Origin of the sequence: Ancylobacter koreensis (assembly GCF_023016525.1) — a bacterium.
Taxonomy (GTDB): domain Bacteria; phylum Pseudomonadota; class Alphaproteobacteria; order Rhizobiales; family Xanthobacteraceae; genus Ancylobacter; species Ancylobacter koreensis.
Genome location: NZ_JALKCG010000001.1, coordinates 37332 through 58575 on the forward strand (window position 1 = coordinate 37332; position 21244 = coordinate 58575).

The 21244-nt window shown below is 66.1% G+C and carries 19 protein-coding genes; 14 read left to right on the forward strand and 5 right to left on the reverse strand.

All coding sequences use genetic code 11. The features are described from left to right. Window positions 1–185: 185 nt before the first annotated feature. The 4 genes from dapF to MWN33_RS00175 are packed head-to-tail and all read left to right on the forward strand — an operon-like array spanning window position 186 to window position 3915. Window positions 186–1079 (forward strand): diaminopimelate epimerase, encoded by an 894-nt coding sequence (gene dapF / locus MWN33_RS00160; RefSeq protein ID WP_247198026.1) that lies wholly within the window; start codon window positions 186–188, stop codon window positions 1077–1079. A gap of 3 nt (window positions 1080–1082) precedes the next feature. Beyond that, window positions 1083–2363: a tRNA (N(6)-L-threonylcarbamoyladenosine(37)-C(2))-methylthiotransferase MtaB gene (gene mtaB / locus MWN33_RS00165; RefSeq protein ID WP_281493547.1), complete on the forward strand. Its 1281-nt coding sequence runs from the start codon at window positions 1083–1085 to the stop codon at window positions 2361–2363. Next, a complete protein-coding gene (gene ftsY / locus MWN33_RS00170) occupies window positions 2360–3310 on the forward strand; it encodes a signal recognition particle-docking protein FtsY (RefSeq protein ID WP_281493548.1) in 951 nt (316 codons plus the stop codon). The genes mtaB and ftsY overlap by 4 nt, the downstream gene beginning before the upstream one ends. A 2-nt stretch (window positions 3311–3312) precedes the next feature. After that, on the forward strand, window positions 3313–3915 hold the full coding sequence (locus MWN33_RS00175; RefSeq protein ID WP_247198027.1) for a septation protein A: 603 nt from the start codon (window positions 3313–3315) through the stop codon (window positions 3913–3915). Between the two features lie 589 nt (window positions 3916–4504). On the opposite strand, the gene MWN33_RS00180 is transcribed toward MWN33_RS00175, so the two are convergent. Then, entirely contained in the window at window positions 4505–5461 is a 957-nt protein-coding gene (locus tag MWN33_RS00180) for a LysR family transcriptional regulator (protein WP_247198028.1), read from the reverse strand. A gap of 154 nt (window positions 5462–5615) precedes the next feature. Here MWN33_RS00180 and MWN33_RS00185 point away from each other — a divergent pair, with 154 nt between their 5' ends. The 8 genes from MWN33_RS00185 (at window position 5616) to MWN33_RS00220 (ending at window position 13571) form a co-directional block, all read left to right on the forward strand. Further along, entirely contained in the window at window positions 5616–6440 is an 825-nt protein-coding gene (locus tag MWN33_RS00185) for an HpcH/HpaI aldolase family protein (RefSeq protein WP_247198029.1), read from the forward strand. Between the two features lie 187 nt (window positions 6441–6627). After that, a complete protein-coding gene (locus MWN33_RS00190) occupies window positions 6628–7785 on the forward strand; it encodes an enolase C-terminal domain-like protein (RefSeq protein WP_247198032.1) in 1158 nt (385 codons plus the stop codon). A 41-nt stretch (window positions 7786–7826) separates the two neighbouring features. Next, a complete protein-coding gene (locus MWN33_RS00195; RefSeq protein ID WP_247198034.1) occupies window positions 7827–8783 on the forward strand; it encodes a D-2-hydroxyacid dehydrogenase in 957 nt (318 codons plus the stop codon). Between the two features lie 112 nt (window positions 8784–8895). Then, window positions 8896–9351, forward strand: a complete 456-nt coding sequence (locus MWN33_RS00200; protein WP_247198036.1) for a tripartite tricarboxylate transporter TctB family protein — start codon at window positions 8896–8898, stop codon at window positions 9349–9351. Then, on the forward strand, window positions 9351–10856 hold the full coding sequence (locus tag MWN33_RS00205; RefSeq protein ID WP_247198037.1) for a tripartite tricarboxylate transporter permease: 1506 nt from the start codon (window positions 9351–9353) through the stop codon (window positions 10854–10856). Before MWN33_RS00200 ends, MWN33_RS00205 begins: the two co-directional genes overlap by 1 nt. A gap of 35 nt (window positions 10857–10891) precedes the next feature. Beyond that, the gene (locus tag MWN33_RS00210) at window positions 10892–11860 is read left to right on the forward strand and encodes a Bug family tripartite tricarboxylate transporter substrate binding protein (protein WP_247198038.1); all 969 of its coding nucleotides are present in this window, start codon (window positions 10892–10894) and stop codon (window positions 11858–11860) included. A gap of 105 nt (window positions 11861–11965) precedes the next feature. Next, window positions 11966–12898, forward strand: a complete 933-nt coding sequence (locus MWN33_RS00215) for a Bug family tripartite tricarboxylate transporter substrate binding protein (RefSeq protein ID WP_247198039.1) — start codon at window positions 11966–11968, stop codon at window positions 12896–12898. A 205-nt stretch (window positions 12899–13103) separates the two neighbouring features. Then, entirely contained in the window at window positions 13104–13571 is a 468-nt protein-coding gene (locus MWN33_RS00220; RefSeq protein ID WP_247198041.1) for a GntR family transcriptional regulator, read from the forward strand. Window positions 13572–13622: 51 nt separating this feature from the next. On the opposite strand, the gene MWN33_RS00225 is transcribed toward MWN33_RS00220, so the two are convergent. Genes MWN33_RS00225 through MWN33_RS00240 form a run of 4 tightly spaced genes read right to left on the reverse strand, consistent with a single transcriptional unit; the run spans window position 13623 to window position 18517 of the window. Beyond that, window positions 13623–14786 carry an osmoprotectant NAGGN system M42 family peptidase gene (locus MWN33_RS00225; protein WP_247198043.1) on the reverse strand — a complete coding sequence of 388 codons (1164 nt, stop codon included), beginning with the start codon at window positions 14784–14786 and terminating at the stop codon, window positions 13623–13625. Further along, entirely contained in the window at window positions 14783–16474 is a 1692-nt protein-coding gene (ngg, locus tag MWN33_RS00230; protein ID WP_247198045.1) for an N-acetylglutaminylglutamine synthetase, read from the reverse strand. Before ngg ends, MWN33_RS00225 begins: the two co-directional genes overlap by 4 nt. A gap of 13 nt (window positions 16475–16487) precedes the next feature. After that, window positions 16488–18263: an N-acetylglutaminylglutamine amidotransferase gene (locus MWN33_RS00235; RefSeq protein WP_247198047.1), complete on the reverse strand. Its 1776-nt coding sequence runs from the start codon at window positions 18261–18263 to the stop codon at window positions 16488–16490. Further along, window positions 18194–18517: a hypothetical protein gene (locus MWN33_RS00240; RefSeq protein ID WP_247198049.1), complete on the reverse strand. Its 324-nt coding sequence runs from the start codon at window positions 18515–18517 to the stop codon at window positions 18194–18196. The genes MWN33_RS00235 and MWN33_RS00240 overlap by 70 nt, the downstream gene beginning before the upstream one ends. On the opposite strand from MWN33_RS00240, the gene MWN33_RS00245 reads away from it, so the two are divergent. Together MWN33_RS00245 and MWN33_RS00250 are read left to right on the forward strand one after the other, a co-directional pair. Then, window positions 18509–18889 carry a hypothetical protein gene (locus tag MWN33_RS00245; RefSeq protein ID WP_247198051.1) on the forward strand — a complete coding sequence of 127 codons (381 nt, stop codon included), beginning with the start codon at window positions 18509–18511 and terminating at the stop codon, window positions 18887–18889. The two genes, MWN33_RS00240 and MWN33_RS00245, sit on opposite strands and share 9 nt — an antisense overlap. 341 nt (window positions 18890–19230) lie before the next feature. Beyond that, window positions 19231–20925 carry a uracil-xanthine permease family protein gene (locus MWN33_RS00250; RefSeq protein WP_247198052.1) on the forward strand — a complete coding sequence of 565 codons (1695 nt, stop codon included), beginning with the start codon at window positions 19231–19233 and terminating at the stop codon, window positions 20923–20925. Window positions 20926–21244 lie beyond the last annotated feature (319 nt).

A 21244-nucleotide genomic window follows, 5' to 3' on the forward strand; every position in this document is an offset into this window, starting at 1 on the left:
AGGGCGCGGGCGCGCGCGATATGTAGCATTGTCCCGCCCGCCCCGCGAGGCGCCGCGAGGGCCGCCCGCCGGTCAATACCGCGTTCCCGGCACCGGTCGCGCGGTGTTGAGGCTGGCCAATGCGCGGCGCTTCGCCATATAAGGGCGGCAACCTTCAGTCCCGAGGCTCAAGCCGCGATTTCGTCATGGCCGCGCTGGAAAACCGCCCCTTCGTGAAGATGAACGGCCTCGGCAACGAGATCGTCGTGCTCGACCTGCGCGACGGCCCGCTCGCCGTGCCGCCGGCGGAGGCGCGCGCGCTGGCGCGGCGCGACGTGCTCCCCTTCGACCAGATCATGGCGCTCTACCCGCCGGAGAGCGAGGGCACGAGCGCCTTCGTGCGCATCATCAATTGCGACGGCTCCGAATCGCAGGCCTGCGGCAATGGCACGCGCTGCATCGCGCTTTACGAGGCCGGCCGCACCGGCGCGGACCATATGGCGTTCGAGAGCGTCGCCGGCCGGCTCGACTGCACCGTGGCGCCCGAAGGCATCACCGTCGACATGGGCATGCCTCGCTTCGGCTGGCATGACATCCCGCTCGCCGGCCCAGTCGCCGATACACGCGCCATCGAGCTGCAGGCAGGTCCCGCCGAGGCGCCGGTGCTGCGCGGGCCGGCGGTGGCCAATGTCGGCAACCCGCACGCCATCTTCTGGGTCGACGATATCGACGCGGTCGATCTCGCCCGCTTCGGGCCGGAGCTGGAGCACCACCCGGTCTTTCCCGAGCGGGCGAACATCTCGGCCGCGCAGATTCTCTCGCCCGACCATATCCGGCTGAAGGTGTGGGAGCGCGGGGTCGGGCTGACGCAAGCCTGCGGCTCGGCCGCCTGCGCCACCGCCGTCTCCGCCGCGCGCCTCGGCCTCACCGGCCGTCGTGTCACCGTCTCCCTGCCGGGCGGCGATCTGGTGATCGACTGGCGCGAGAGCGACGATCACATATTGATGACTGGCCCCGCCGAGTTCGAGTTCGACGGCCGGCTGACCGCCGACATGCTGACGGCACCGGCGGACCGCCCGGCCAACGCCGGCGCCGCCTGAGCGATGCACCCGGCCCGTCCCGTCGAGATCGTGACCTTCGGCTGCCGGCTGAACGCGCTCGATTCCGCCACGGCGAAGTCAATGGCGGAGGCGGCGGGCCTCGACAATGCGATCATCGTCAACACCTGCGCCGTCACCGCCGAGGCGGTGAAGCAGGCGCGCCAGACCATCCGCCGCCTCCGGCGCGAGGACCCCGGCCGCCACATCCTTGTCACCGGCTGCGCGGCGCAGACCGATCCCGCTGCCTTCGCCGGCATGGCGGAGGTCGACCGCGTGCTCGGCAATGGCGAGAAGCGCGACCCGGCGAGCTGGGCCGCGACGCGCCGGGCGCTCGATCTCGGCGAGGGCGAGAAGATACTGGTCGGCGACATCATGAGCGTCCGCGAGACCGCGCCGCATCTTCTCGATGGTCCGGCCGACACCATCGACGGTCACACCCGCGCCTTCGTGCAGGTGCAGGACGGCTGCGACCACCGCTGCACCTTCTGCATCATCCCCTATGGACGCGGGAACTCGCGTTCCGTGCCGATGGGCGCGGTGGTGGAGCGCGTGCGTGGGCTGGTCGCGCAGGGCTTTGGCGAAGTCGTGCTGACCGGGGTCGACCTCACCTCCTACGGCGCCGACCTGCCAGGCGCGCCGCGCCTCGGCACGCTGGTGCGCACGTTGCTGCGCCATGTCCCGGAACTGCCGCGCCTGCGCCTCTCCTCCATCGATTCCGTCGAGGTCGACGACGAGCTGATGCGCGCGCTCGGCGAGGAGGAGCGGCTGATGCCGCATCTCCACCTCTCGCTGCAGGCAGGCGACGACCTGATCCTGAAGCGCATGAAGCGCCGCCATTCGCGCGCCGAGGCCATACGCTTCTGCGCCGAACTGCGCCGCCGCCGGCCGGACATGGTGTTCGGCGCCGACATCATCGCCGGCTTTCCCACCGAGACCGAAACCCAGTTCCGCGCCTCGCTCGATCTGGTGGATGCCTGCGGGCTGACGCATCTGCACGTCTTCCCCTTCTCCTCTCGCCCCGGCACGCCGGCCGCCCGCATGCCGCAGCTGCCGACATCGCTCGTGCGCGAGCGGGCGGGACGGCTGCGCGAGAAGGGGGCGCAGGCCCTGCGTCGCCACCTCGCCGCCGAAATCGGCGCACGCCGCGAGGTGCTGGCCGAGCGCGGCGGCCTCGCCCGCACCAAGTCCTTCACCCCGGTGCGCCTCGCCACCCCGCTGGCGCCGGGCACGCTCACCCATATCCGCATCGCCGGCCACGACGGCGTTCGGCTGATCGCGGCATGACCGACATGAACGAAACGACCGGCACCCGCCCCGGCTTCTGGAAGCGCCTCACGCAGGGCCTGACCCGCACCGCGACCGAGCTGCAGACCGGCATCACCGATCTGTTCACCAAGCGCCAGCTCGACGCCTCGACCATCGAGGAGTTCGAGGACGTGCTGATCCGCGCCGATCTCGGCGTCGAGAACGCCGCCCATATCGGCGAGATCCTGCGGCTCGGCCTGTTCAACCGCAACATCAGCGGGGAAGAGGTACGCGAGGCCGTGGCGGGCGAGATCGAGGCGATCCTGACGCCCGTGGCGCGCCCGCTGCAGTTCGAGGCCGCCGGCAAGCCCTTCGTGCTGCTGATGGTCGGCGTCAACGGTTCCGGCAAGACCACCACCATCGGCAAGCTCGCCTCGACCTTGAAGGCCCAGGGCAAGAAGGTGGTTCTCGCGGCCGGAGACACATTTCGCGCGGCGGCGACCGAGCAGCTCAAGGTCTGGGCCGAGCGCACCGGGGCGAGCCTGGTCGCCCGCGGGCCCGGGGCGGATGCCGCCGGCGTCGCCTATGACGGCATCGAGAAGGCGCGCGCCGAGGGAGCCGACGTGCTCATCGTCGACACCGCCGGCCGGCTGCAGAACCGCGCCGAGCTGATGGCCGAGCTGGAGAAGATCGTCCGCGTCATCAAGAAACAGGACCCTTCCGCCCCGCATGCCGTGGTGCTCACCCTCGACGCCACGGTCGGGCAGAACGCGCTGGCGCAGGTGGAAGCCTTCCAGCGCGTCGCCGGCGTCACCGGGCTCGTCATGACCAAGCTCGACGGCACGGCGCGCGGCGGCATCCTGGTTGCCATCGCCGCAAAGTACCGGCTGCCGATCCACCTGATCGGCGTCGGCGAGGGCATAGACGACCTGCAACCTTTCGCGGCGCGCGACTTCGCCCGCGCCATCGTCGGACTGGAGAGCTGAGAATGAGCGAGGCTTCATCCGGGAGCGGACTGCGCTCCATGCATCCCCTGCTCAAGCTGGCGCTGGAGCTCGGCCCGCTCGTCGTGTTCTTCGTCGCCAACGGGCGCGGCGGCATCTATGTCGCCACCGGCGCCTTCATGGTCGCGACCTTCGCCGCGCTGGCGGCGATGTGGATCATCGCCCGCAAGATCGCCGTCATGCCGCTGATCTCGGCCGGCGTGGTTCTGGTGTTCGGCACGCTGACGCTGTGGTTGCAGGACGACCACTTCATCAAGCTGAAGCCGACCATGGTCAACGCGCTGTTCGGCCTGGCGCTGCTCGGCGGCCTGTATTTTCGCAAGCCCCTGCTGCCCTATGTGCTGGGCGACGTCTTCGTGCTGACCGACCGCGGCTGGCGCGAGCTGACGATCCGCTGGGGCGTGTTCTTCATCGCCATGGCGGTGCTGAACGAGATCGTCTGGCGCCATTTCTCGACCGATATCTGGGTCGCCTTCAAAACCTTCGTCTACCTGCCGCTGACGCTCGTCTTCGCCATGGCGCAGGTCCCCCTGATGACCCGCCACGCCCCGGAGCCGAAGGACGAGGCGAAGGGTAAGCAGGGCTGAGGGCGGGACGGGTGACGAAGGCCGGCGCCGGCGACAGCTTCGATCTCAACGAGCAACAGGAACTACCGGCAACGCGCCCAATCCATCTGCCCTCTGACGGGCTTGAAGCAGAGCCCGCAGCGGTTCAGCTCATCGGAGGCCGTGCTTCGCCGACTACGATCGCTCCGTCGCCGGATCGTCGGGGACCCCCCCCGGCACCCCTCGTTCTGCTCCGCCCAATAGTCGATCAGCGCCTTGTTTGACAGCTATCTCAGCGCGGGAGCGGAAGGAACACTCGGCTTCGGAGGGTTCTGCGCAGCGGCTTCAGGCGGACCGGTGCACCACGTGTACTCCTCGCCCTCAATCCGGAACAATGGAGACGGTGAATCACAACGCTGCAAGAACGTCACCTCCTCATCGTATCGGCGTTCAGCGGACGCGCTTTAGCCTAGATCATCCTGCGCCAGCCGCAGTATCCGAAGGCTGGCCTTGGCCGCGCTGAGAACGGAATCGGGACTGGTTATCGACCATCTACCGGCAGGGCGCCCGATCCATTTGCCCTATGACCACCTTGCCTTGCTTGAGAGCTTTCGCGGCACGCCGCGGCGGCTCAGGGAGCGGCGGCGACCATCTCGGAGAAGATGCCGTCCCGCGTCAGGTACAGCGTCTTCTCCCTGAGCACATCCTCAAGCGAACGCTCGAACTCCTCCGCCACCCTGTTCGAGGCCGACAGGGGCCGGAGCACCGCCAGCGTCAGTTCCACCCTGGGCTCGAAGGGGATCGCCACCAGGGAGCTCTGGACATGCGCGAACATGTGCAGGGGGTGCGTCAGCGCGATGCCCATGCCGCTGGCGGCCAGGCTCAGGGCCACATGCGACTGGTTGGCCTCGACGGAAGGCCATTCAGACAGCCTGGCTTCGCTGAAATAGCTCTTCAGCACATAGCCCGGCGGCGAGTCGGCGCCCTGCGAGATGATGCGCTCATTGGCGAGGTCGCGCGCGCGCAGCGCCTTGCGGCCGGCAAGGTGATGGTCGCGCGGCAGAAAGCAAGTGATCGCCGTCCGCAGCAGAGGCTTGGCGTCGATGTGAAACTCGTTGGTCGGCAGGAAGGCAAGACCGAGATCGGCCAGCCCGTTCTTGATGCGGCGCGCCGTCTCGGCGGCGGTGAAGGACCCGAAGGACAGGCGGATGTTCGGCCGCACCTGCGAGAACCGGCAGGCTGCGGTGGGTATCGTGTGTTGCAGCAGGGTCGGGATCGACGCGACGGTAAGCGTGCCCGCCTTGCCGGTGCGCAATTCGAGCGCCTTGTCCTTTATCCGTCCGTAGTGCCGGATGAATTCCTCCACCTCGGGCAGGAACTCGACGGCCTCGGCGGTCAATTGCAGCGTCCGGCCCGACTTGCGGAACAGGCTCATGCCCACTTCCGCCTCGAAATCGCGCAGCGTCTGGCTCACCGCCGGCTGGGAGAGCCGCAGCAGGGAGGCCGTCTCCGTGACGCTACCCGTCAGCGCGAATAGCCGGAATGCCTCCAAATCCTGGATTCTGAAATGCATTTCCGGCGCCGCCATTCATAAGCAAGGCTTATCATTTCATCATCCTTAAGTCTTGGACCGGAAAGGAGCGACTGTCTAGTTTTTGTCCATCCGCTGACTTCCAGATAGCCAGAGATGCAAGATGATACCTCGACTGAACGGTGCGATCAGAGCAATCGAAAGCGGCAGGGTGGCGGTCGTGCCGTTCTCGCCGCCCGACATCGGCTCCTCCATCGCCGTCTCCCAGGGACAGTTCGATGCCGTGGTCTTCGAGATGGAGCACAACCCTTTCGACGTGACCAACCTGCGCCATTGCCTCCAGTACCTGCTCGACCGGAAGCAGATCGCGGAGGCTGGCACGGTGGCTGCCGGGGTGACGCCCTTCGTGCGGTTGCCCGTGAACGGTGCCGAGCGGAGCCAGTGGCTGGCCAAGCAGGTGCTGGACATGGGTGCCTACGGCGTGATCTGGCCCCACATCCGCACGGTCGAGGAGGCGAAGGCGGCGGTCGCCGCCTGCCGCTACGCCCGCCCCAGGAGCGCTCCGAACTATGAGCCCGAGGGGAGGCGCGGCGACGGGCCGGGCATCGCGGCCCGCTACTGGGGGCTCACCCAGGCCCAGTACTATTCCAAGGCCGATGTCTGGCCCATCGACCCCGCCGGCGAGATCCTGGTCGGCATGATGTGCGAGAGCGTCGAGGCGATCGAGAACCTTCCCGCGATCCTGTCGGAAGTTCCCGGCATCGGCATCGTGATCATCGGCGAAGGCGACCTCTCGCAGAACCTAGGCTTCCCGCGCCAGTACACACATCCGGCCGTTAAAGCGGCGATGGACGAGATCGTCGCCATCTGTCAGGCGCACGGAAGGGTTTGTGGCCACCCTCACGTCGACAAGGGTAATCTGCGGGAGACGATCGAAGCCGGCTACCGTTGGATCATGCCGCTGCGCTCTGTCTCGTTCAGCGGCCTTGAGAAAGGCCTTCCCAGCGACCTTCCCGTTTCCGTCGGCGCTCTCTAGGCGCCGGCCGCCACACCCACCGGAAGGAGCCACATACGCAGCGATCGGACGGCACACGCGCAAGACCGGCCCGACGCCATGGGCCACGACGTGTCGCCCGGCCGCCGGCGATCGGTCGATCGACGTCTGAAACACAGGAAGCCGGGCAAAGCATCAAAATCATAATGCTCGGCACGAGGGAGGATTCATGCGCATCGTCGCCATTCACGAAGCGACAATCTTTACTGGAGAGAACCGCGCCAATGCGGTGATGAACTTCAGTGACATGACCACCGGCCTGGTGGCGGTGGTCACCGACGTCATCCGCGACGGCAAGCCGGTCGTCGGCTACGGGTTCGGCGGAACGGGACGCTACAGCCAGAACGCGATCTGCCGTGAACGACTGATCCCGCGCATCCTCGCCGCGCCGGACAAGCATTCCAATGGCGCCGGCGACAATCTCGACCCGTTTGCGATCTGGGATTGCATGATGAGCAGGGAGAAGCCCGGTGGCCATGGCGACAGGGCTGTCGCGGTGGGCACCATCGACATGGCGGTGTGGGACGCCGCTGCCAAGATCGCCGACATGCCGCTCGCCGCTTTCCTCGCCGCCCGCCATGGCAGCGGCGAGGTCCCGGACAGGGTGCCCGTCTATGTCGGCGGCGGCTACTACTATCCCGGCGCGGACCACAGCGCCCTGCAGGACGAGATCCGCCGCTACCACGACGACGGCTTCAAGCTGGTGAAGATCAAGATCGGCGGCGCGCCGCTGGATGTGGACCGGCGTCGGATCGAATCCCTTCTGGAGATCACCGATTCCAGCGGCCTCGCGGTCGATGCCAATGGGCGTTTCGCGCGGCAGGAAGCGCTTTCCTACGCCGCGGCGCTGGAGCCCTACAAGCTCGCATGGCTGGAGGAGCCGGCCTACCCGCTCGACTATGCGCTGCACGCGGAAGTCGCACAGTGCTATCAGGGGCCGATCGGCACCGGCGAGTCGCTGCTCTCCACATGGGACGCGCGCAACATGCTCCTGTTCGGCGGGTTGCGGCCCGACCGGGACATACTGATGTTCGACTGCGCGCTGAGCTATGGCATCTGCGAATACATCAGGACGATCGAGGCGATGGAGCAGGCAGGCTGGTCCCGCGCAAGCGTCTATCCCCATGGCGGGCACCTGCTGTCGCTGCACATCACGGCGGGCCTCGGCCTGGGCGCCACCGAGGCCTATCCCTATACCCACCAGCCGATGGGCGGCTTCACCGACGGCCTGAAGATCGCGGACGGACTGGTGGACGTTCCCGATCTCCCGGGCATCGGCTTCGAGGGCAAGTCAAACTTCGCCTTCGAGTTTCGCAAGCTTGTCTGATGCATGCCGGCGTCCCCGGATGCCGCATCGTGAGGGACATCATGAAACTGGTCTTCAGGCTGCAGTTCGAGGGTCCCGCCGTGGCGGCCCTGGCGCCCGAGCATCCCGATGTGAGGTTCGTCGGTGCGGGCTCTCACGAGCAGGCCATCGCCGAACTCGCGGACGCGGACGTCTTCGTCGTGGCGGGGCCCTATTACGAGGGCGCCATAGCGGAAGCGGTCAACAACCGGGCGCCGCGCCTGCGATGGGTGCAGTCCTCGTCCATCGGTACGGACAGGTTCGAGAAGATCGGCCTGCCGCCGGGTGTCGCCTTCACCACCGCCGCCGGGCTGAAGGGGCGCACGGTGGCCGAGCACGCCATGGCGCTCCTGCTCGCGCAGGTTCACGCCGTGCCGGCTATGGAGAGCTACAAGGCGGCCGGGACGTGGGCGCGCGACGCTCTGCGGTCCCACGTCTCCAGCGTCGAGGGCGGCCTGATGCTGCTCCTCGGCTACGGCTCGGTGGGCCTGGAGATCGCCCGCAAGGCAAAAGCCTTCGACATGCGCGTCGTCGCGCTGAACCGGACCGGCGGCGGCAAGGGTCCGGCGGACAGGGTGGAGACGCTGGCGGCTCTGGACGACTGGCTGGAGCAGGCGGACGTCGTGATGTCGACGCTGCCTCTCACCGAACAGACCCGGCATCTGATCGGGGCGTCGCAGCTGAGCCGGATGAAGACCTCCGCCGTCATCGTCAATGTCGGCCGAGGCGAGGTGTTCGACGGCAGCGCCCTGAGCCGGGCGCTCGGCGAGGGCAAGATCGCGGCGGCCTGCCTGGACGTCTTCGAGAACGAACCCCTGCCGTCCTCCGATCCGATGTGGACGCTCCCCAATCTCATTCTTTCGCCGCACGTGGCAGGAACCGGCGGCCCGACGGAGCGACGCTTCGCCGAGCTGGTGTCGCTCAATCTGAGCCACTTCAAGGCCGGAATCCCGCTGCGCAACCAGGTCCTGCTCGGGTGACGTACTGTGAAATCATGCCCCTCCACCTGACCATAACGGGGATATACGCGCGACAAGCGCACTAACTGGCCGGCTCGACTTATGCCGTCGCCATTACGCTGGATACGCCACAATGAAAACCAGCATTCTAGGGAACAAGGACTTTCTCGGCGGGCTGCTGCTCGTCGCCATCGGCGCCGGAGCCGCCTTCATCTCGCGCTCCTACCCGATGGGAACACTGCGGCAGATGGGCCCCGGCTTCATGCCGTTCTCGCTGGCGCTGCTGCTGATGGGCCTCGGCCTGCTGCTCGCCCTCCGCGCTCCGCATGACGGCGAGGAACTCGAATGGGGAGGCGGCCTGCGTCCCGTCCTCGTCGTGCTCGGCGCGGTCCTTCTCTTCGCCCAAGTGCTCGAACCGCTCGGCCTCGTGCTGTCGTCGATGATCCTCATAATCGCGTCGAGCCTGGCCCACACGCCCTTCCGGCTGCGCGAGACGCTGCTGCTATCGGTCGGGCTGACGGTCGGCGTCGTGCTGCTCTTCGCCTATGCGCTTGAAATACCCTTCGCTCTCTGGCCGAGGGGTCTGTGATGGAACTCTTTTCCAACCTCGCTCTCGGCTTCTCGGTCGCGCTGTCCTTCCACGGCCTGCTCTACTGCTTCGTCGGCGTCATGCTCGGCACCTTCATCGGCGTGCTGCCGGGGGTGGGGCCGCTGGTGACCATCAGCGTGCTGCTGCCGATCACTTATAATCTGGAGCCCTCCTCGGCGCTGATCATGCTGGCCGGCATCTATTACGGCGCCCAGTATGGCGGCTCGACCACGGCGATCCTGGTCAACCTGCCGGGCGAATCCTCCTCCGTCGTCACCTGCCTCGACGGCCACCAGATGGCGCGGCGCGGCCGGGCCGGGCCGGCGCTCGCCATCGCCGCCATCGGCTCCTTCATCGCCGGTACGGTGTCGAACGTCGTGGTCGCGGCCTTCGCTCCGGCGCTGAGCGCCTGGGCGCTCAATTTCGGCTCGCCGGAATATTTCTCGATCATGGTGCTGGGCCTGGTCACGGCCGCCGTGCTGTCGCACGGCTCGATGATCAAGGCGATCAGCATGATCGTGCTCGGGCTGATCCTCGGCCTGTCCGGCACCGACGTGAATTCCGGTACCTACCGCTTCACCTTCGGCCTTCCCGAACTGACGGACGGCATCGACTTTGTGGTCGTCGCGATGGGCATGTTCGGCCTGGCCGAGATCATCGCCAACATCCAGCGTCCGGAAGCCCGCGAGATCTTCTCCTCGAAGGTGAGCAACCTGCTGCCGAGCCGCGCGGACATGAAGGCGAGCGCATGGCCGATCGCGCGCGGCACGGCGCTCGGCTCGATACTGGGCATCCTGCCGGGTACCGGGACGACCATCAGTTCCTTCATGTCCTACGCCCTTGAGAAGAAGTTCTCACGCCACCCCGAGCGGTTCGGGCATGGGGCCATCGAGGGCGTCGCCGGTCCGGAATCGGCCAACAACGCGGCGGCGCAGACCGCCTTCATCCCGACCCTGACGCTGGGAATTCCGCACAACGGCACGATGGCGCTGATGCTCGGCGCCCTCACCATGTTCGGAATCGCACCGGGCCCGCAGGTCATGACCAGCCACCCCGACCTGTTCTGGGGCCTGGTGGCGTCTATGTGGATCGGCAACCTGATGCTGCTCGTCCTCAACCTGCCGATGCTGGGGCTATGGGTGAAGATGCTCGCAGTGCCCTACCGCCTGCTCTACCCGGCCATCGTGATCCTGTCCTGCGTGGGCGTCTACACACTGAGCAACAGCTCGCTGTCGGTAGTGCTGCTGGCGGTATTCGGTCTGGTCGGGCTGGTGTTCGTGAAGCTCGACTTCGCACCGGCGCCGCTGCTTCTGGGCTTCATCCTCGGCCCGATGATGGAGGAGAACCTGCGCCGCTCCATGGTCATGTCGAGGGGCGATCCGAGCATCTTCGTCACCCGTCCGATGAGCGTCGCCATGCTGCTGATTGCGGCGATCCTGCTGGCCTCGATGCTCATTCCGATGATCCGGCACAAGAAGGAGGAGGCCGTCGCCAGCGACGCGTGACCTGACCGACCAGAACAAACCAACGGGAGGAACAAATGCTGAAGCTGAAAGCCCTCGTGCTGCCCCTGCTGATCGCGCTCGCCGCGCCCGCAGCGGCGCAGTCGGACTACCCTACCAAGCCGATCCGCGTCGTTCTGCCCTTCCCGCCGGGTGGCGGCACCGACGCCGTCGCCCGCCTCATCGGCGACGGCATGTCCAAGCGCCTCGGCCAGCAGGTGCTGATCGACAACCGGCCGGGCGCGGGAGGCAACATCGCCTCCGATCTCGTCGCCCGGGCGGCGCCCGACGGCTACACGCTGCTGATGGGATTCAGCACGGCGCTGACCGTCACGCCCGGCGTATCGCCGAACCTCACCTTCAACGTGGCGAAGGACTTCACCCCGATCACCGAGCTGGCGGCCGGCCAGTACGTTCTCGTGGTGCATCCCGACGTGCCGGTGAAGAACATCGACGAACTGATCGCCTATGCGAAGAAGAACCCCGGCAGCCTCAATTTCGGTTCCAGCGGCACCGGAAGCCCGCACCATCTGGCGGCCGAACTGTTCATGGCGAAGACCGGAACGAAGCTCACGCATCTGGCCTACAAGGGCGCGTCCGGCTCAACCACGGCGCTGCTCGGCAACGAGATCCAGCTTGTGTTCGGTAGCGTCACCGCCACGCTGCCCCACATTCAGGTCGGCAAGATGCGCCCGCTGGCGACATCCGGCCTGAAGCGCCTGCCGGCTCTGCCCGATATCCCGACGCTCGACGAAAGCGGACTGAAGGGCTTCGACGTGACCACCTGGTACGGCCTGCTCGCGCCCGCCGGCACCTCGCAGGCCATCGTCGACAAGCTGCACGACACTGCGGTCGCCGTGCTCAACGAAGAGAAGACCAAAGAGACCCTGAACTCGCTGAGCCTTGAGCCCATCGGCAATACCGGGCCGGAATTCGGCGCTCTCATCGCCCGCGAGACGGCCTCCTGGGCCAAGGTGATCAACGAGGCCGGCATAAAGCTCGAATGATCGGCAGACCCTAAGGTCGACAGCGGCCGCCCGCGCGGCCAACCCATAAAATCGAGAGGGGAGGAACGCATGCGCAAGCTATGTGCTGCCGTGTTCGCGATATCTATGGCCGCTTGCCTGCCGGCGGCGGCTCAGGCGGACTATCCGACCAAGCCGATCCGCCTGGTGCTGCCTTACCCGGCAGGCGGCAGCACCGACGGCATCGCGCGGCTGGTGGCCGACGGCATGTCGAGGCGCCTCGGCCAGCAAATGGTCATCGACAACCGGCCGGGGGCAGCGGGCAACATCGCCTCCGACCTTGTGGCCAAGGCCGCGCCCGACGGCTACACGCTGCTGCTCGGCTTCAACACGGCGCTCACGGTCACGCCGGGGCTCTCGCCAAATCTGACCTTCAATGTCCAGAAGGACTTCGTGCCGATCACCGAGCTGGCGGACGGCCAGTACATTCTCGTCGTCAATCCCGAGCTGCCGGTGAAGAACGTCGCCGAACTCGTCGCCTACGCCAAGGAGAACCCCGGCAAGATCAGCTTCTCCTCGGGCGGACTGGGCAGCTCGCACCATCTGTCGGCCGAGCTGTTCATGGCGATGACCGGCACCAAGCTGACCCATCTCTCCTACAAGGGCGGCGGCCCGGCCGCGACCGCCGTTCTCGGCAACGAGGCGCAGATGGTGTTCGGAAGCGTCGCGACGACGGTTCCCCATATCCAGGCGGGCAAGATGCGGGCAATCGCGACCACCGGCCTTCAGCGCTTCCCGGCCCTGCCTGACGTGCCCACGCTCGACGAGAGCGGCCTCAAGGGCTTCGACGTCGGCACGTGGTACGGGCTGCTGGCGCCCGCCGGCACGCCCCAGCCGATCATCGACAGGCTTCAACAGGCCGCCTCTGCCGCAGTGAACGAGGATTCGGCCAAGAGCGGATTGGCGCTGATGGGGCTGCGGCCTATCGGCGGCAGCGGCAAGGACTTCAACGACCTGATCGTGCGGGAGACCGCGACCTGGGCCCGGATCATTAAGGAGGCCGGCATAAAGCTCCAGTGATCGCCCCACGCCCCACCCGGGCGGCCCCGCCCTCGCCGGCGGAAGGTCGCCCGGGACGGCGCGGCTTTTTGCCCTCCAACGCGCCGCATCCAGCCCGCCGCGCGCCGCTCGTCGCCGCCGGCCCGCGCAAGGCATCATGTGGAGGGGCCGCGGCTCTGAATGAGCATCGGCGCCTCGCGCCCAGGCATATCGCGCTATGGTAGGGATGATTGGCAGCAAGGTCGGGGCGCTCGTCGAATCTTTCGAGCTTATGGCGGAGATCGAGGCATCCTGCGCGCGTCTTGCGGCGCAGCGCCTTGGAGCGGCGGATCGGGCCGCGATCACCCGCGCGCATGTCGCCTGCCAGGAAGCCGTCGCCGCCGGCGACGACGATGCGTATTATCCGGCGAATGCTCAGTTCCACGCAGCGATCTATGCCGCTACCGGCAATCGCGTGCTTCGAGCGGAGGCGGTCCGCCTTCAGACGGCATTGCAACCCTATCGGCGCCTTCAGCTGAAAGTGCCGCGCCGGATAGCGGCGTCATTGGCGGAGCACGAGGCTATTCTGGCGGACCTGATCGCTGGAGACGGCATCGCCGCCGCGGACCGCATGCGGGCTCACGTCCTGGTACAGGGCGAACGCTTCATGTCGCTGTTGGCTGCACTGCAGCAAGAAACCCAAACGGATGACTGATGTAGGCGGACGTAGGGCCAATCATGTGTGTCCGTGAGGACCACCAATCTACTAGGTGCCGAGATCCCCACTGCGTACATCCGGGGAGAGGATCTGGTCCGCCTCTTGGCTGGGTTGCCGTGTGAACCCTTTCAGACCGGCTGTCGGCTGGAAATCACGGGTGATCTCCACCGGGCTCTGCACATAGGCCGTGATCAACTCGGCCAAGGAGCGCAGGGCGTGCATGTGAATGCGCTCATAACCGTGCGAGGCGTCGATGCCGAATGTGAGCAGCGCCGTGCGTACATCTGCACCGGCCACAACGGCGCTTGCGGAATCCGATCGATAGTAGCGGAACACATCCTTCTGGTAGCGGATGTCATTGGCACGGCACAGCTCGACGAGTTTTTTCGTCAAATGGTAGTCGAAGGGGCCACTCTGATCGGCGAGGCAAACAGTGACGCCGAACTCGTCGGATGCCTGCCCCGGCGCCGATGTTCCGTTGTCTATGGCAATAAGGGACGCCACGTCGGACGTCAGCACGGCCGAGGCCCCGACGCCGACCTCCTCCGAGATCGAGAAAAGCCAGCAGGTGTCCACGGGCGTCTTCGTGTTGGACTCATGTAGCGCTTTGAGCGCTGCGAGGATGACCGCCACGCCTGCCTTGTCATCCAGGTGGCGGGAGACGACGAAGCCGCTTTCGAGGAATTCCGGCTGAGGATCGATGGCAACGATGTCGCCCACGTCGAAGCCCAGACGTGACAGGTCGCCGGCGTTGCGTGCGCGGGCATCGACGCGCATCTCGACGTAATCCCATCCAATCGGAAGGCTGTCGACTTCGTCGTTGAAGGTATGTCCGGAGGCCTTGAGCGGCAAAATCGTGCCCGTGTAGCTGCCCTTCTCTGTAAAGACCGTACACCGCGCGCCTTCGGCGAAGCGCGCCGACCAGGTTCCGATGGGGACAAGAGCCAGCCGGCCGTTCGGTTTCAGAAACTTTACTTGCGCACCAAGCGTGTCGACATGGGCGACGAGCGCACGCGCGCCAAGATGTGTATGTCCCGGCCGAACCACGCGGATGGCGCCGCGCCGTGTGAGTTCGACATCAAGCCCGAAGGAGGCAAGCTCGCGGGCGACGAAACGCACGATCGTGTCGGTGTACCCAGTCGGGCTGGGGATCGCCAGCAGCTTCGCCAGCATGTCGGCGAGATAGTCGGCGTCGATCGACAGTCGGCTCATAAGTCCGCCCTCGCCTGCGACGTTTCAAGCACCTGTCGCACGCCGGCAGGGATGGCGAGTGGAAACAGCAGATCGATGAAGCGCTCGGCGGTCGGCTGAGGCTCATGATTGGCAAGGCCGGGTCGTTCATTGGCTTCAATGAACGCGTAGCCCGGCTCCGTCGGCGCGCGAACCATCAGGTCGACACCGACGACAGGAATGTCGATGGCGCGGGCCACCTTGACGCCGGCCTCGATCAATGCGGGATGCACCGAGTCCGTGACGTCGTGGATCGTGCCGCCCGTGTGTAGATTGGCGGTGCGTCGGACCTTCAGTTCCTGGCCCGCCGGCAGCACGGAATTCAGATCGAACCCAGCCGCACGCACTGTCCGTTCGGTCTCTCCGTCGCGCGGAATGCGGGACTCGCCACCCGTTGCCGCCGCCCTTCGGCGGCTCTGCGCCTGAATAAGTTCGTCAATCGTGCTGCTCCCGTCACCCACCACCGTAGCCGGGCGCCGGATCGCGGCTGCCACCACCTTGAAATTGATCACCACGAGGCGCAGATCGTCGCCGTCAATGCATTCCTCGATCAGGATATCGTTCGAGACCTTGCGCGCCTCGACGATCGCGGCGTCCAGTTCGTCCAGGGTTGTCAGGCCGACCGAGATGCCCTGCCCCTGCTCGCCGCGCGCCGGCTTCACGACCAGACGCTGATGCTGCTTGAGAAAGGCCACGATGTCGTCCATCGGCGCGGCCGTGGTCAGTTGCGCCGGCACCCGCACCCCCGCGTCAGCGACGACCTGCCGGCTGCTGCTCTTGTCGTCGCAGATCGACATGGCGACTGACGAGGTCAGCTCGGACAGGCTCTCGCGACAGCGCACGGAACGCGCGCCGAAGGTGAGGCGGAAAAAGCCGCCCTTCGCATCGATGGGTTCGACCAGAATGCCGCGCCGGCGCGCCTCGTCGATGATGATCCGCGCATAGGGATTGAAGCCCTCGACCTCCCCCTCCCCGGCAAACAGCTTCTCATTGATCGGGTTCTTGCGCTTGACGGTGAACATGGTCACACGCTCGAAGCCGAGCTTTTCGTACAGCGCGATCGCCTGTGTATTGTCGTGCATGACCGACAGGTCGAGAAAGCTCGCCCCCAGCGCCGAGACATGCTCGGCCAGATGGCGCACGAGCGCCTCTCCTATCCCGGGCTGGCGCGCCTGCGGGTCCACGGCCAGACACCAGAGCGACGTGCCCAGCTTCCGGTCGTTGAAGGCCAGCCTATGGTCGACACCCGTCACCGTGCCGATAACCCGTCCCGTCAACTCGTCCTCGGCGACCAGATAGGTGATCGGGTCGGGATCGCGCGCCGACTGGAAGAACTGCGGCGGCACCGTCACCATGCCGCGCGAGGCGTAGATACGATTGATGGCGTCGGCATCGGCCTGCGAAGCCAGCGGCCGGATGACAAAGCCGGCCGGCTTGCGCTCCGAGGGGCGGTAGTCCGCCATCTGCAGGCGGTAGGTATGCGATGGGTCGAGGAACACCTCCTGTGGCGCGAAAGACAGCAGGACGTGTGGCTCCTCCACATAGATGGCGATGTCGCGCCGCCCCGGCGCTTCCTCGCGCAGGACATCGACCAGTTCGCCGAGGCTTTCGAAGGTCTGGCCGAAAATCAGCCGGCCCCAGCCGACATCGAAGGCGCAGTTGGGTGTCATGGTGCGTTCCCCCTCAGATGCCGTGCGACTGGAGCCAACTCTCCAGCAACGCGACCTGCCAGAGCTCGGAACCGCGCAGCGGGGTGATGTGCGACACCGGATCGGCGAACAGGGTGTCGAGATAATCCTGCCGGAACAGACCGCGCTCGCGCGCTCGCTCCGAGCCTAGGACATCCTTCACCATGCCGAGATACGGGCCGGAGATGTATTTCAGCTGCGGCACCGGGAAGTAGCCCTTGGGCCGGTCGATGACCTCGTGGGGCACCACCAGCCGGGCAGCGTCCTTCAGCACCCCCTTACCGCCATGGGCGAGCTTGAAGGCGTGCGGGATGGTGGCCGCGAGTTCCACCAGCTCATGGTCGAGGAAGGGCACACGCGCCTCCAGCCCCCACGCCATGGTCATGTTGTCCACGCGCTTCACCGGATCGTCGACCAGCATCACCTGCGAATCCAGCCGCAGCGCGCGGTCGACCGGGGTCGCGGCGCCGTCCGCAAGCAGATGGGCGGCGACAAGGTCGCGGCTCGCATCTGTGTCCGCCATCCACTCCGGACCGAGTTGGCGGGCCAGCGTGGCGTGGTCGCGGTCGAAGAAGCCGTGCGCATAGTCGCCGACCACGTCATTGCTGTCGGCGAGCGGCGGGTACCAATGATAGCCGGCGAATATCTCGTCCGCACCCTGTCCGGACTGGACCACCTTGATCGACTTCGACACCTCCCGCGACAGCAGGTAGAAGCCGATATTGTCGTAGGAAACCATCGGCTCGGACATGGCGTGGATGGTGTCCGGCAATGCCCCCATCAGGTCGCTGGAGGGCACAAAGATCTTATGGTGGTCGGTGCCGAATGTGCGGGCGATCAGGTCGGAATACAGAAACTCGTCGCCCTTCTCGCCATTGGCCTCCTCAAAGCCGATGGAGAAGGTTGCGAGATCGCTCTGTCCCTCCTCAGCCAGCAGACCGACGATGATGGATGAATCCACCCCGCCCGAAAGCAGCACGCCGACCGGGACGTCGGCAACCATGCGCCGCCGCACCGCAACGCGCAGCGCCTCAAGCACGCGATCGCGCCAGTCTCGCGCCGTCATCCCAGCATCCGCAGGTCGACGCTCGTGGGAAGGCCGCCAATAGGTCCGTTCGGCAAAAGAACCGTCCGTTGCGTAGCGGCGCACCGTTGCGGCAGCGAGTTTGCGCACACCATTGAGAATGGTGCGGGGCGGCGGCACCACGGCGTGGAAGCTCATATAATTGTGCAGGGCTTCGCGGTCGATCGAGCGGTCGACGTCGGGCGTCGCCAGCAGCGCGGGCAGGCTTGATGCAAACCGCAGCAACCGAGCGCCCTGCGAATAGTAGAGCGGCTTGATACCCAGGCGGTCGCGCGCGAGCGTCACCGTGCCTGTATCGTGCTCGGCGATGACGAAGGCGAACATGCCGTGGAACCGCTCGACGCACGTGTCGCCCCAGGCGTGATAGGCTTTGAGGATGACCTCCGTGTCGCCATCGGAGAAGAACCGGTAGCCTTTGGCTTCCAGTTCACGGCGCAGTTCCGGGTAATTATAGATGCAGCCGTTGAAGGTAAGGCTCAGCCCGAGATCGGGATCGACCATCGGCTGTGCGGCCTTGTCGGACAGGTCGATTATGCGCAGCCGCCGGTGGCCGAAGGCGACGGCTCCCCGTGCCTCAAGACCCGCGCCGTCAGGTCCACGCGGCGCAAGAACGTCCATCATCGAAGCGACGGCGCGAGGATCGGCAAGCGAGCCATCGAAGCGAATTTCTCCGGCGATTCCACACATACGGGCTCTCTGTCTCCATTGTTTCTTCTGATCAGCCACACTACCGAGGCAAAACGCTTCATCAGCGACCACGGGCGAAAGTAACGCCAAACGGAGACAGAAGTTCCCAATGCGCCGCGCAGAACAACGTCTGGTGGTTTGCGATCATCGACGGCGTCGACGTCTCCTCCATAGGCTACGATGCCGAAACCGACACCGGTTCCATCGTTCTCGACATCCGCTATGGCAACGAGCACCTGCTGGCCATGCAGCATGTCGATTTTGAGGGCGATCGCATTTTGCGGCTGCAGACCTACGCGTCGAACGGCTTCTTCGGCAAAGCCGCGCCGCTCGTCCGTCTGGATGCTTATGGCAACGCGATCTGGCTTGAGACCGGATACGATCTGAAGATTTCCGCCGAGGCTGCGGAAGTATTCCTGCGGACACCCACGGGCCGCCTCTTCTCGGAGTCGGGAGATGAGGCCGATCACGCCCAGATCCTGAAGAGCCCGGAAGACCGTCGCGCGCGCGATGCGTTCATCCGCGGGATTTTCGCCAACCCGACCACGCGCTATCAGGAAGCCGTCGCCGAGGCGGAGCTGAATATCGACTACGGCGCGTCACCCATCTTTGGGTGCGCGGCATGAGGCGCTGGCCCCTGGCCAGCTTTGGCCGAGCGACATCGAAATCCGGTCCACCGAAGGGGTAGGTGCCGCGTTCGACGGCGGCGCCAATCATAAGGGGCATATCGCCATCGTTGTCGATGGGGACAACGTGGAGCCGGGCGAGCTGAGCGCTCTCCATGAAGAAGGCCGAGACCGCCTACGGCCTGCTCACGGCATCTCGCCGCCGTCCCCTTTCAGCGTTGGGGTAAGCGGGATATCCTGCGACGCTACGCGCGCGGTGGTTGGCTTGCACCTCGCGGCGTCGCCTTCGCTTCAGGAGACTCACGCGTGATGTTGGCGTCGGCGCTCATGCTCGGGTTCTCATGACCGCACGTTACGACCTTCATTCCCGTCCGCCTCGAGGCGTGCTTCTCATTTCCATCGCGCAGCATGTCGGCCTGATGGCGGTGACGCTTGTCTTCCCCCTGCTCGTGGCTCGGGCGGCCGGCGCAGACGAGGATATGCAGGCGCATTACCTCCAGCTGTCCATGCTGGCCATGGGCGTGGCAACGCTCGCGCAGGCGTGGGGTGGACGGATACTCGGTTTGGCGCAGGTCGGCAGCGGCTTCCTGCTGCCGGCCGTATTCACCGCCGCCTATCTTCCCGCAGCCCTGTCGGCGGCGCGCGAGGGAGGCCTCGGCGCCGTCGCCGGCCTCACCATCGTCGCGGGCTTCACAGAAATCATCCTCAGCCGCTTCATCGGCCGGCTGCGGCCCTATCTGCCGGTGGAGATCGTCGGACTGACCGTGCTGATGATCGGGATCATACTCGGCATCGTCGCCCTGAAGCTCGTGATCGGCTACGATGGCCAGCAGCCGCTGGCGGCGGTGGAAAGCGGCCCCGCTTTTGCGGCGCTGGCGGTCATGGTCGGTCTTGCGGTGTGGGGCGGTACGCGCCTGCGCACGATGGCCGTGCTGGCGGGTCTGGCGGCGGGAATTGCCCTGCATACGGGCTACGGCATGGCCATCGGCGACGTTCGCTTCGACCTCGCTTCTCTTGTCCCCCGACTGTTCATCTGGCCGCTGGTCACGCCGAGCTTCGAGGCATCGCTGCTGCCGGGTTTCCTGGTCGGCGCGCTCGCCTGCACGCTCCGTGCCTTCGGCGACATGGTGGCCAGCCAGAAGGTCAATGACACCGCGTGGAAGCGGCCGGACTATGCCAACATAGAGGCCGGCGTGCTTGCCGATGGCCTCGGCACGCTCCTCGCCGGTGCCATCGGCACGATGGGCCTCAACACCTATTCCGCCAGCGTCGGCCTTTCCGTGGCAACCGAGGTCTTCGCCCGCCGCGTCGCCATCGGGGTCGGCATCGGCTGGGTCAGCCTGGCCCTCCTGCCACGCGCGTCCAGTGTGCTGCTCACCATCCCCCAGAGCGTACTCGGTGCGGCGCTGCTTTTCGCCTCCACCTATGTCGTGCTGTCCGGGATATCCATTCTCGGGCAACGCATGCTCGACGCCCGCCGCACACTGGCGGTCGGTTTGAGCTTCTTCCTCGGAATCTCCTTCGACGAGATGCCCGGCTTCTATGCCCAGCATCTGCCGCCCGTGCTGCATCCGCTCGTCAGTTCCTCGCTGGTGCTCGCGCTTTTGACGGCGTTGACGCTGAACGCGCTGTTCCGGATCGGCGCCCGTAAGGTTCTGCACTTGAGCTGGGCGCCAGCGTCAGGCTTCGCACCCTTGCAGCAGTTCCTGCTCCGCACCGGCGGTACGGAAGGGGCGCGCGGTGAGGCGGTGCTCCGGCTGTCGCAGATCGCCGAGGAGTTTGCGGAGGTGGCTTCGTCCCTTTCCGATGGCGGTCAGATCCAAGTCGCCACGCGGTTCGACGAGTATGAGCTGGAGCTGGCCTTCTCCTGGCAGGGCCGGCCGCTTCGCGGCGGCGTTACGCCGAGCCTTGATGCCGACGAACAGGCCATCATGGACGGTGTCGTGCTCGCGCTGATGACGAGATTGGCGGATCGCCTGACGTTCCGGGAAATGACCGGTGACCGGCACGAACTGACCTGCCGGATCGATCAATGAGGACGTCTTCAGAAGAAACGCCTTCAAGGTAAGGAAAATCGTCTCGAAACAGGTGCCGCGCGGCGCCGGTGCCGTAGCTTATTGGCTTATGGGCCAGCAGAAACACAATTGTCGCGCCGATCAGCATCGAACGAATAGAGAGCGGCTCTGATGGAGCCGTGGAGATTATCTCAAACCTGCCCCCCTCGTCCTGCGGAGGAGGCGCAGGCCGGACGAGGGTGATGCTCAGAGCCACACCGCCGGCGAGACGGAGGGCGATACAGAGCATGGCGACGATGAGCGCCTGCGTGATGGCGGCCGGATCGGACGAGCGTCGCCA

Excerpts from the sequence above, each read along its gene's own strand:
- dapF (WP_247198026.1), top strand. The coding sequence starts at position 186 with ATGGCCGCGCTGGAAAACCGCCCCTTCGTGAAGATGAACGGCCTCGGC.
- mtaB (WP_281493547.1), top strand. The coding sequence starts at position 1,083 with ATGCACCCGGCCCGTCCCGTCGAGATCGTGACCTTCGGCTGCCGGCTG.
- ftsY (WP_281493548.1), top strand. The coding sequence starts at position 2,360 with ATGACCGACATGAACGAAACGACCGGCACCCGCCCCGGCTTCTGGAAG.
- MWN33_RS00175 (WP_247198027.1), top strand. The coding sequence starts at position 3,313 with ATGAGCGAGGCTTCATCCGGGAGCGGACTGCGCTCCATGCATCCCCTG.
- MWN33_RS00180 (WP_247198028.1), bottom strand. The coding sequence starts at position 5,461 with ATGGCGGCGCCGGAAATGCATTTCAGAATCCAGGATTTGGAGGCATTC.
- MWN33_RS00190 (WP_247198032.1), top strand. The coding sequence starts at position 6,628 with ATGCGCATCGTCGCCATTCACGAAGCGACAATCTTTACTGGAGAGAAC.
- MWN33_RS00195 (WP_247198034.1), top strand. The coding sequence starts at position 7,827 with ATGAAACTGGTCTTCAGGCTGCAGTTCGAGGGTCCCGCCGTGGCGGCC.
- MWN33_RS00200 (WP_247198036.1), top strand. The coding sequence starts at position 8,896 with ATGAAAACCAGCATTCTAGGGAACAAGGACTTTCTCGGCGGGCTGCTG.
- MWN33_RS00205 (WP_247198037.1), top strand. The coding sequence starts at position 9,351 with ATGGAACTCTTTTCCAACCTCGCTCTCGGCTTCTCGGTCGCGCTGTCC.
- MWN33_RS00210 (WP_247198038.1), top strand. The coding sequence starts at position 10,892 with ATGCTGAAGCTGAAAGCCCTCGTGCTGCCCCTGCTGATCGCGCTCGCC.
- MWN33_RS00215 (WP_247198039.1), top strand. The coding sequence starts at position 11,966 with ATGGCCGCTTGCCTGCCGGCGGCGGCTCAGGCGGACTATCCGACCAAG.
- MWN33_RS00220 (WP_247198041.1), top strand. The coding sequence starts at position 13,104 with ATGATTGGCAGCAAGGTCGGGGCGCTCGTCGAATCTTTCGAGCTTATG.
- MWN33_RS00225 (WP_247198043.1), bottom strand. The coding sequence starts at position 14,786 with ATGAGCCGACTGTCGATCGACGCCGACTATCTCGCCGACATGCTGGCG.
- ngg (WP_247198045.1), bottom strand. The coding sequence starts at position 16,474 with ATGACACCCAACTGCGCCTTCGATGTCGGCTGGGGCCGGCTGATTTTC.
- MWN33_RS00235 (WP_247198047.1), bottom strand. The coding sequence starts at position 18,263 with ATGTGTGGAATCGCCGGAGAAATTCGCTTCGATGGCTCGCTTGCCGAT.
- MWN33_RS00245 (WP_247198051.1), top strand. The coding sequence starts at position 18,509 with ATGCAGCATGTCGATTTTGAGGGCGATCGCATTTTGCGGCTGCAGACC.
- MWN33_RS00240 (WP_247198049.1), bottom strand. The coding sequence starts at position 18,517 with ATGCTGCATGGCCAGCAGGTGCTCGTTGCCATAGCGGATGTCGAGAAC.
- MWN33_RS00250 (WP_247198052.1), top strand. The coding sequence starts at position 19,231 with ATGACCGCACGTTACGACCTTCATTCCCGTCCGCCTCGAGGCGTGCTT.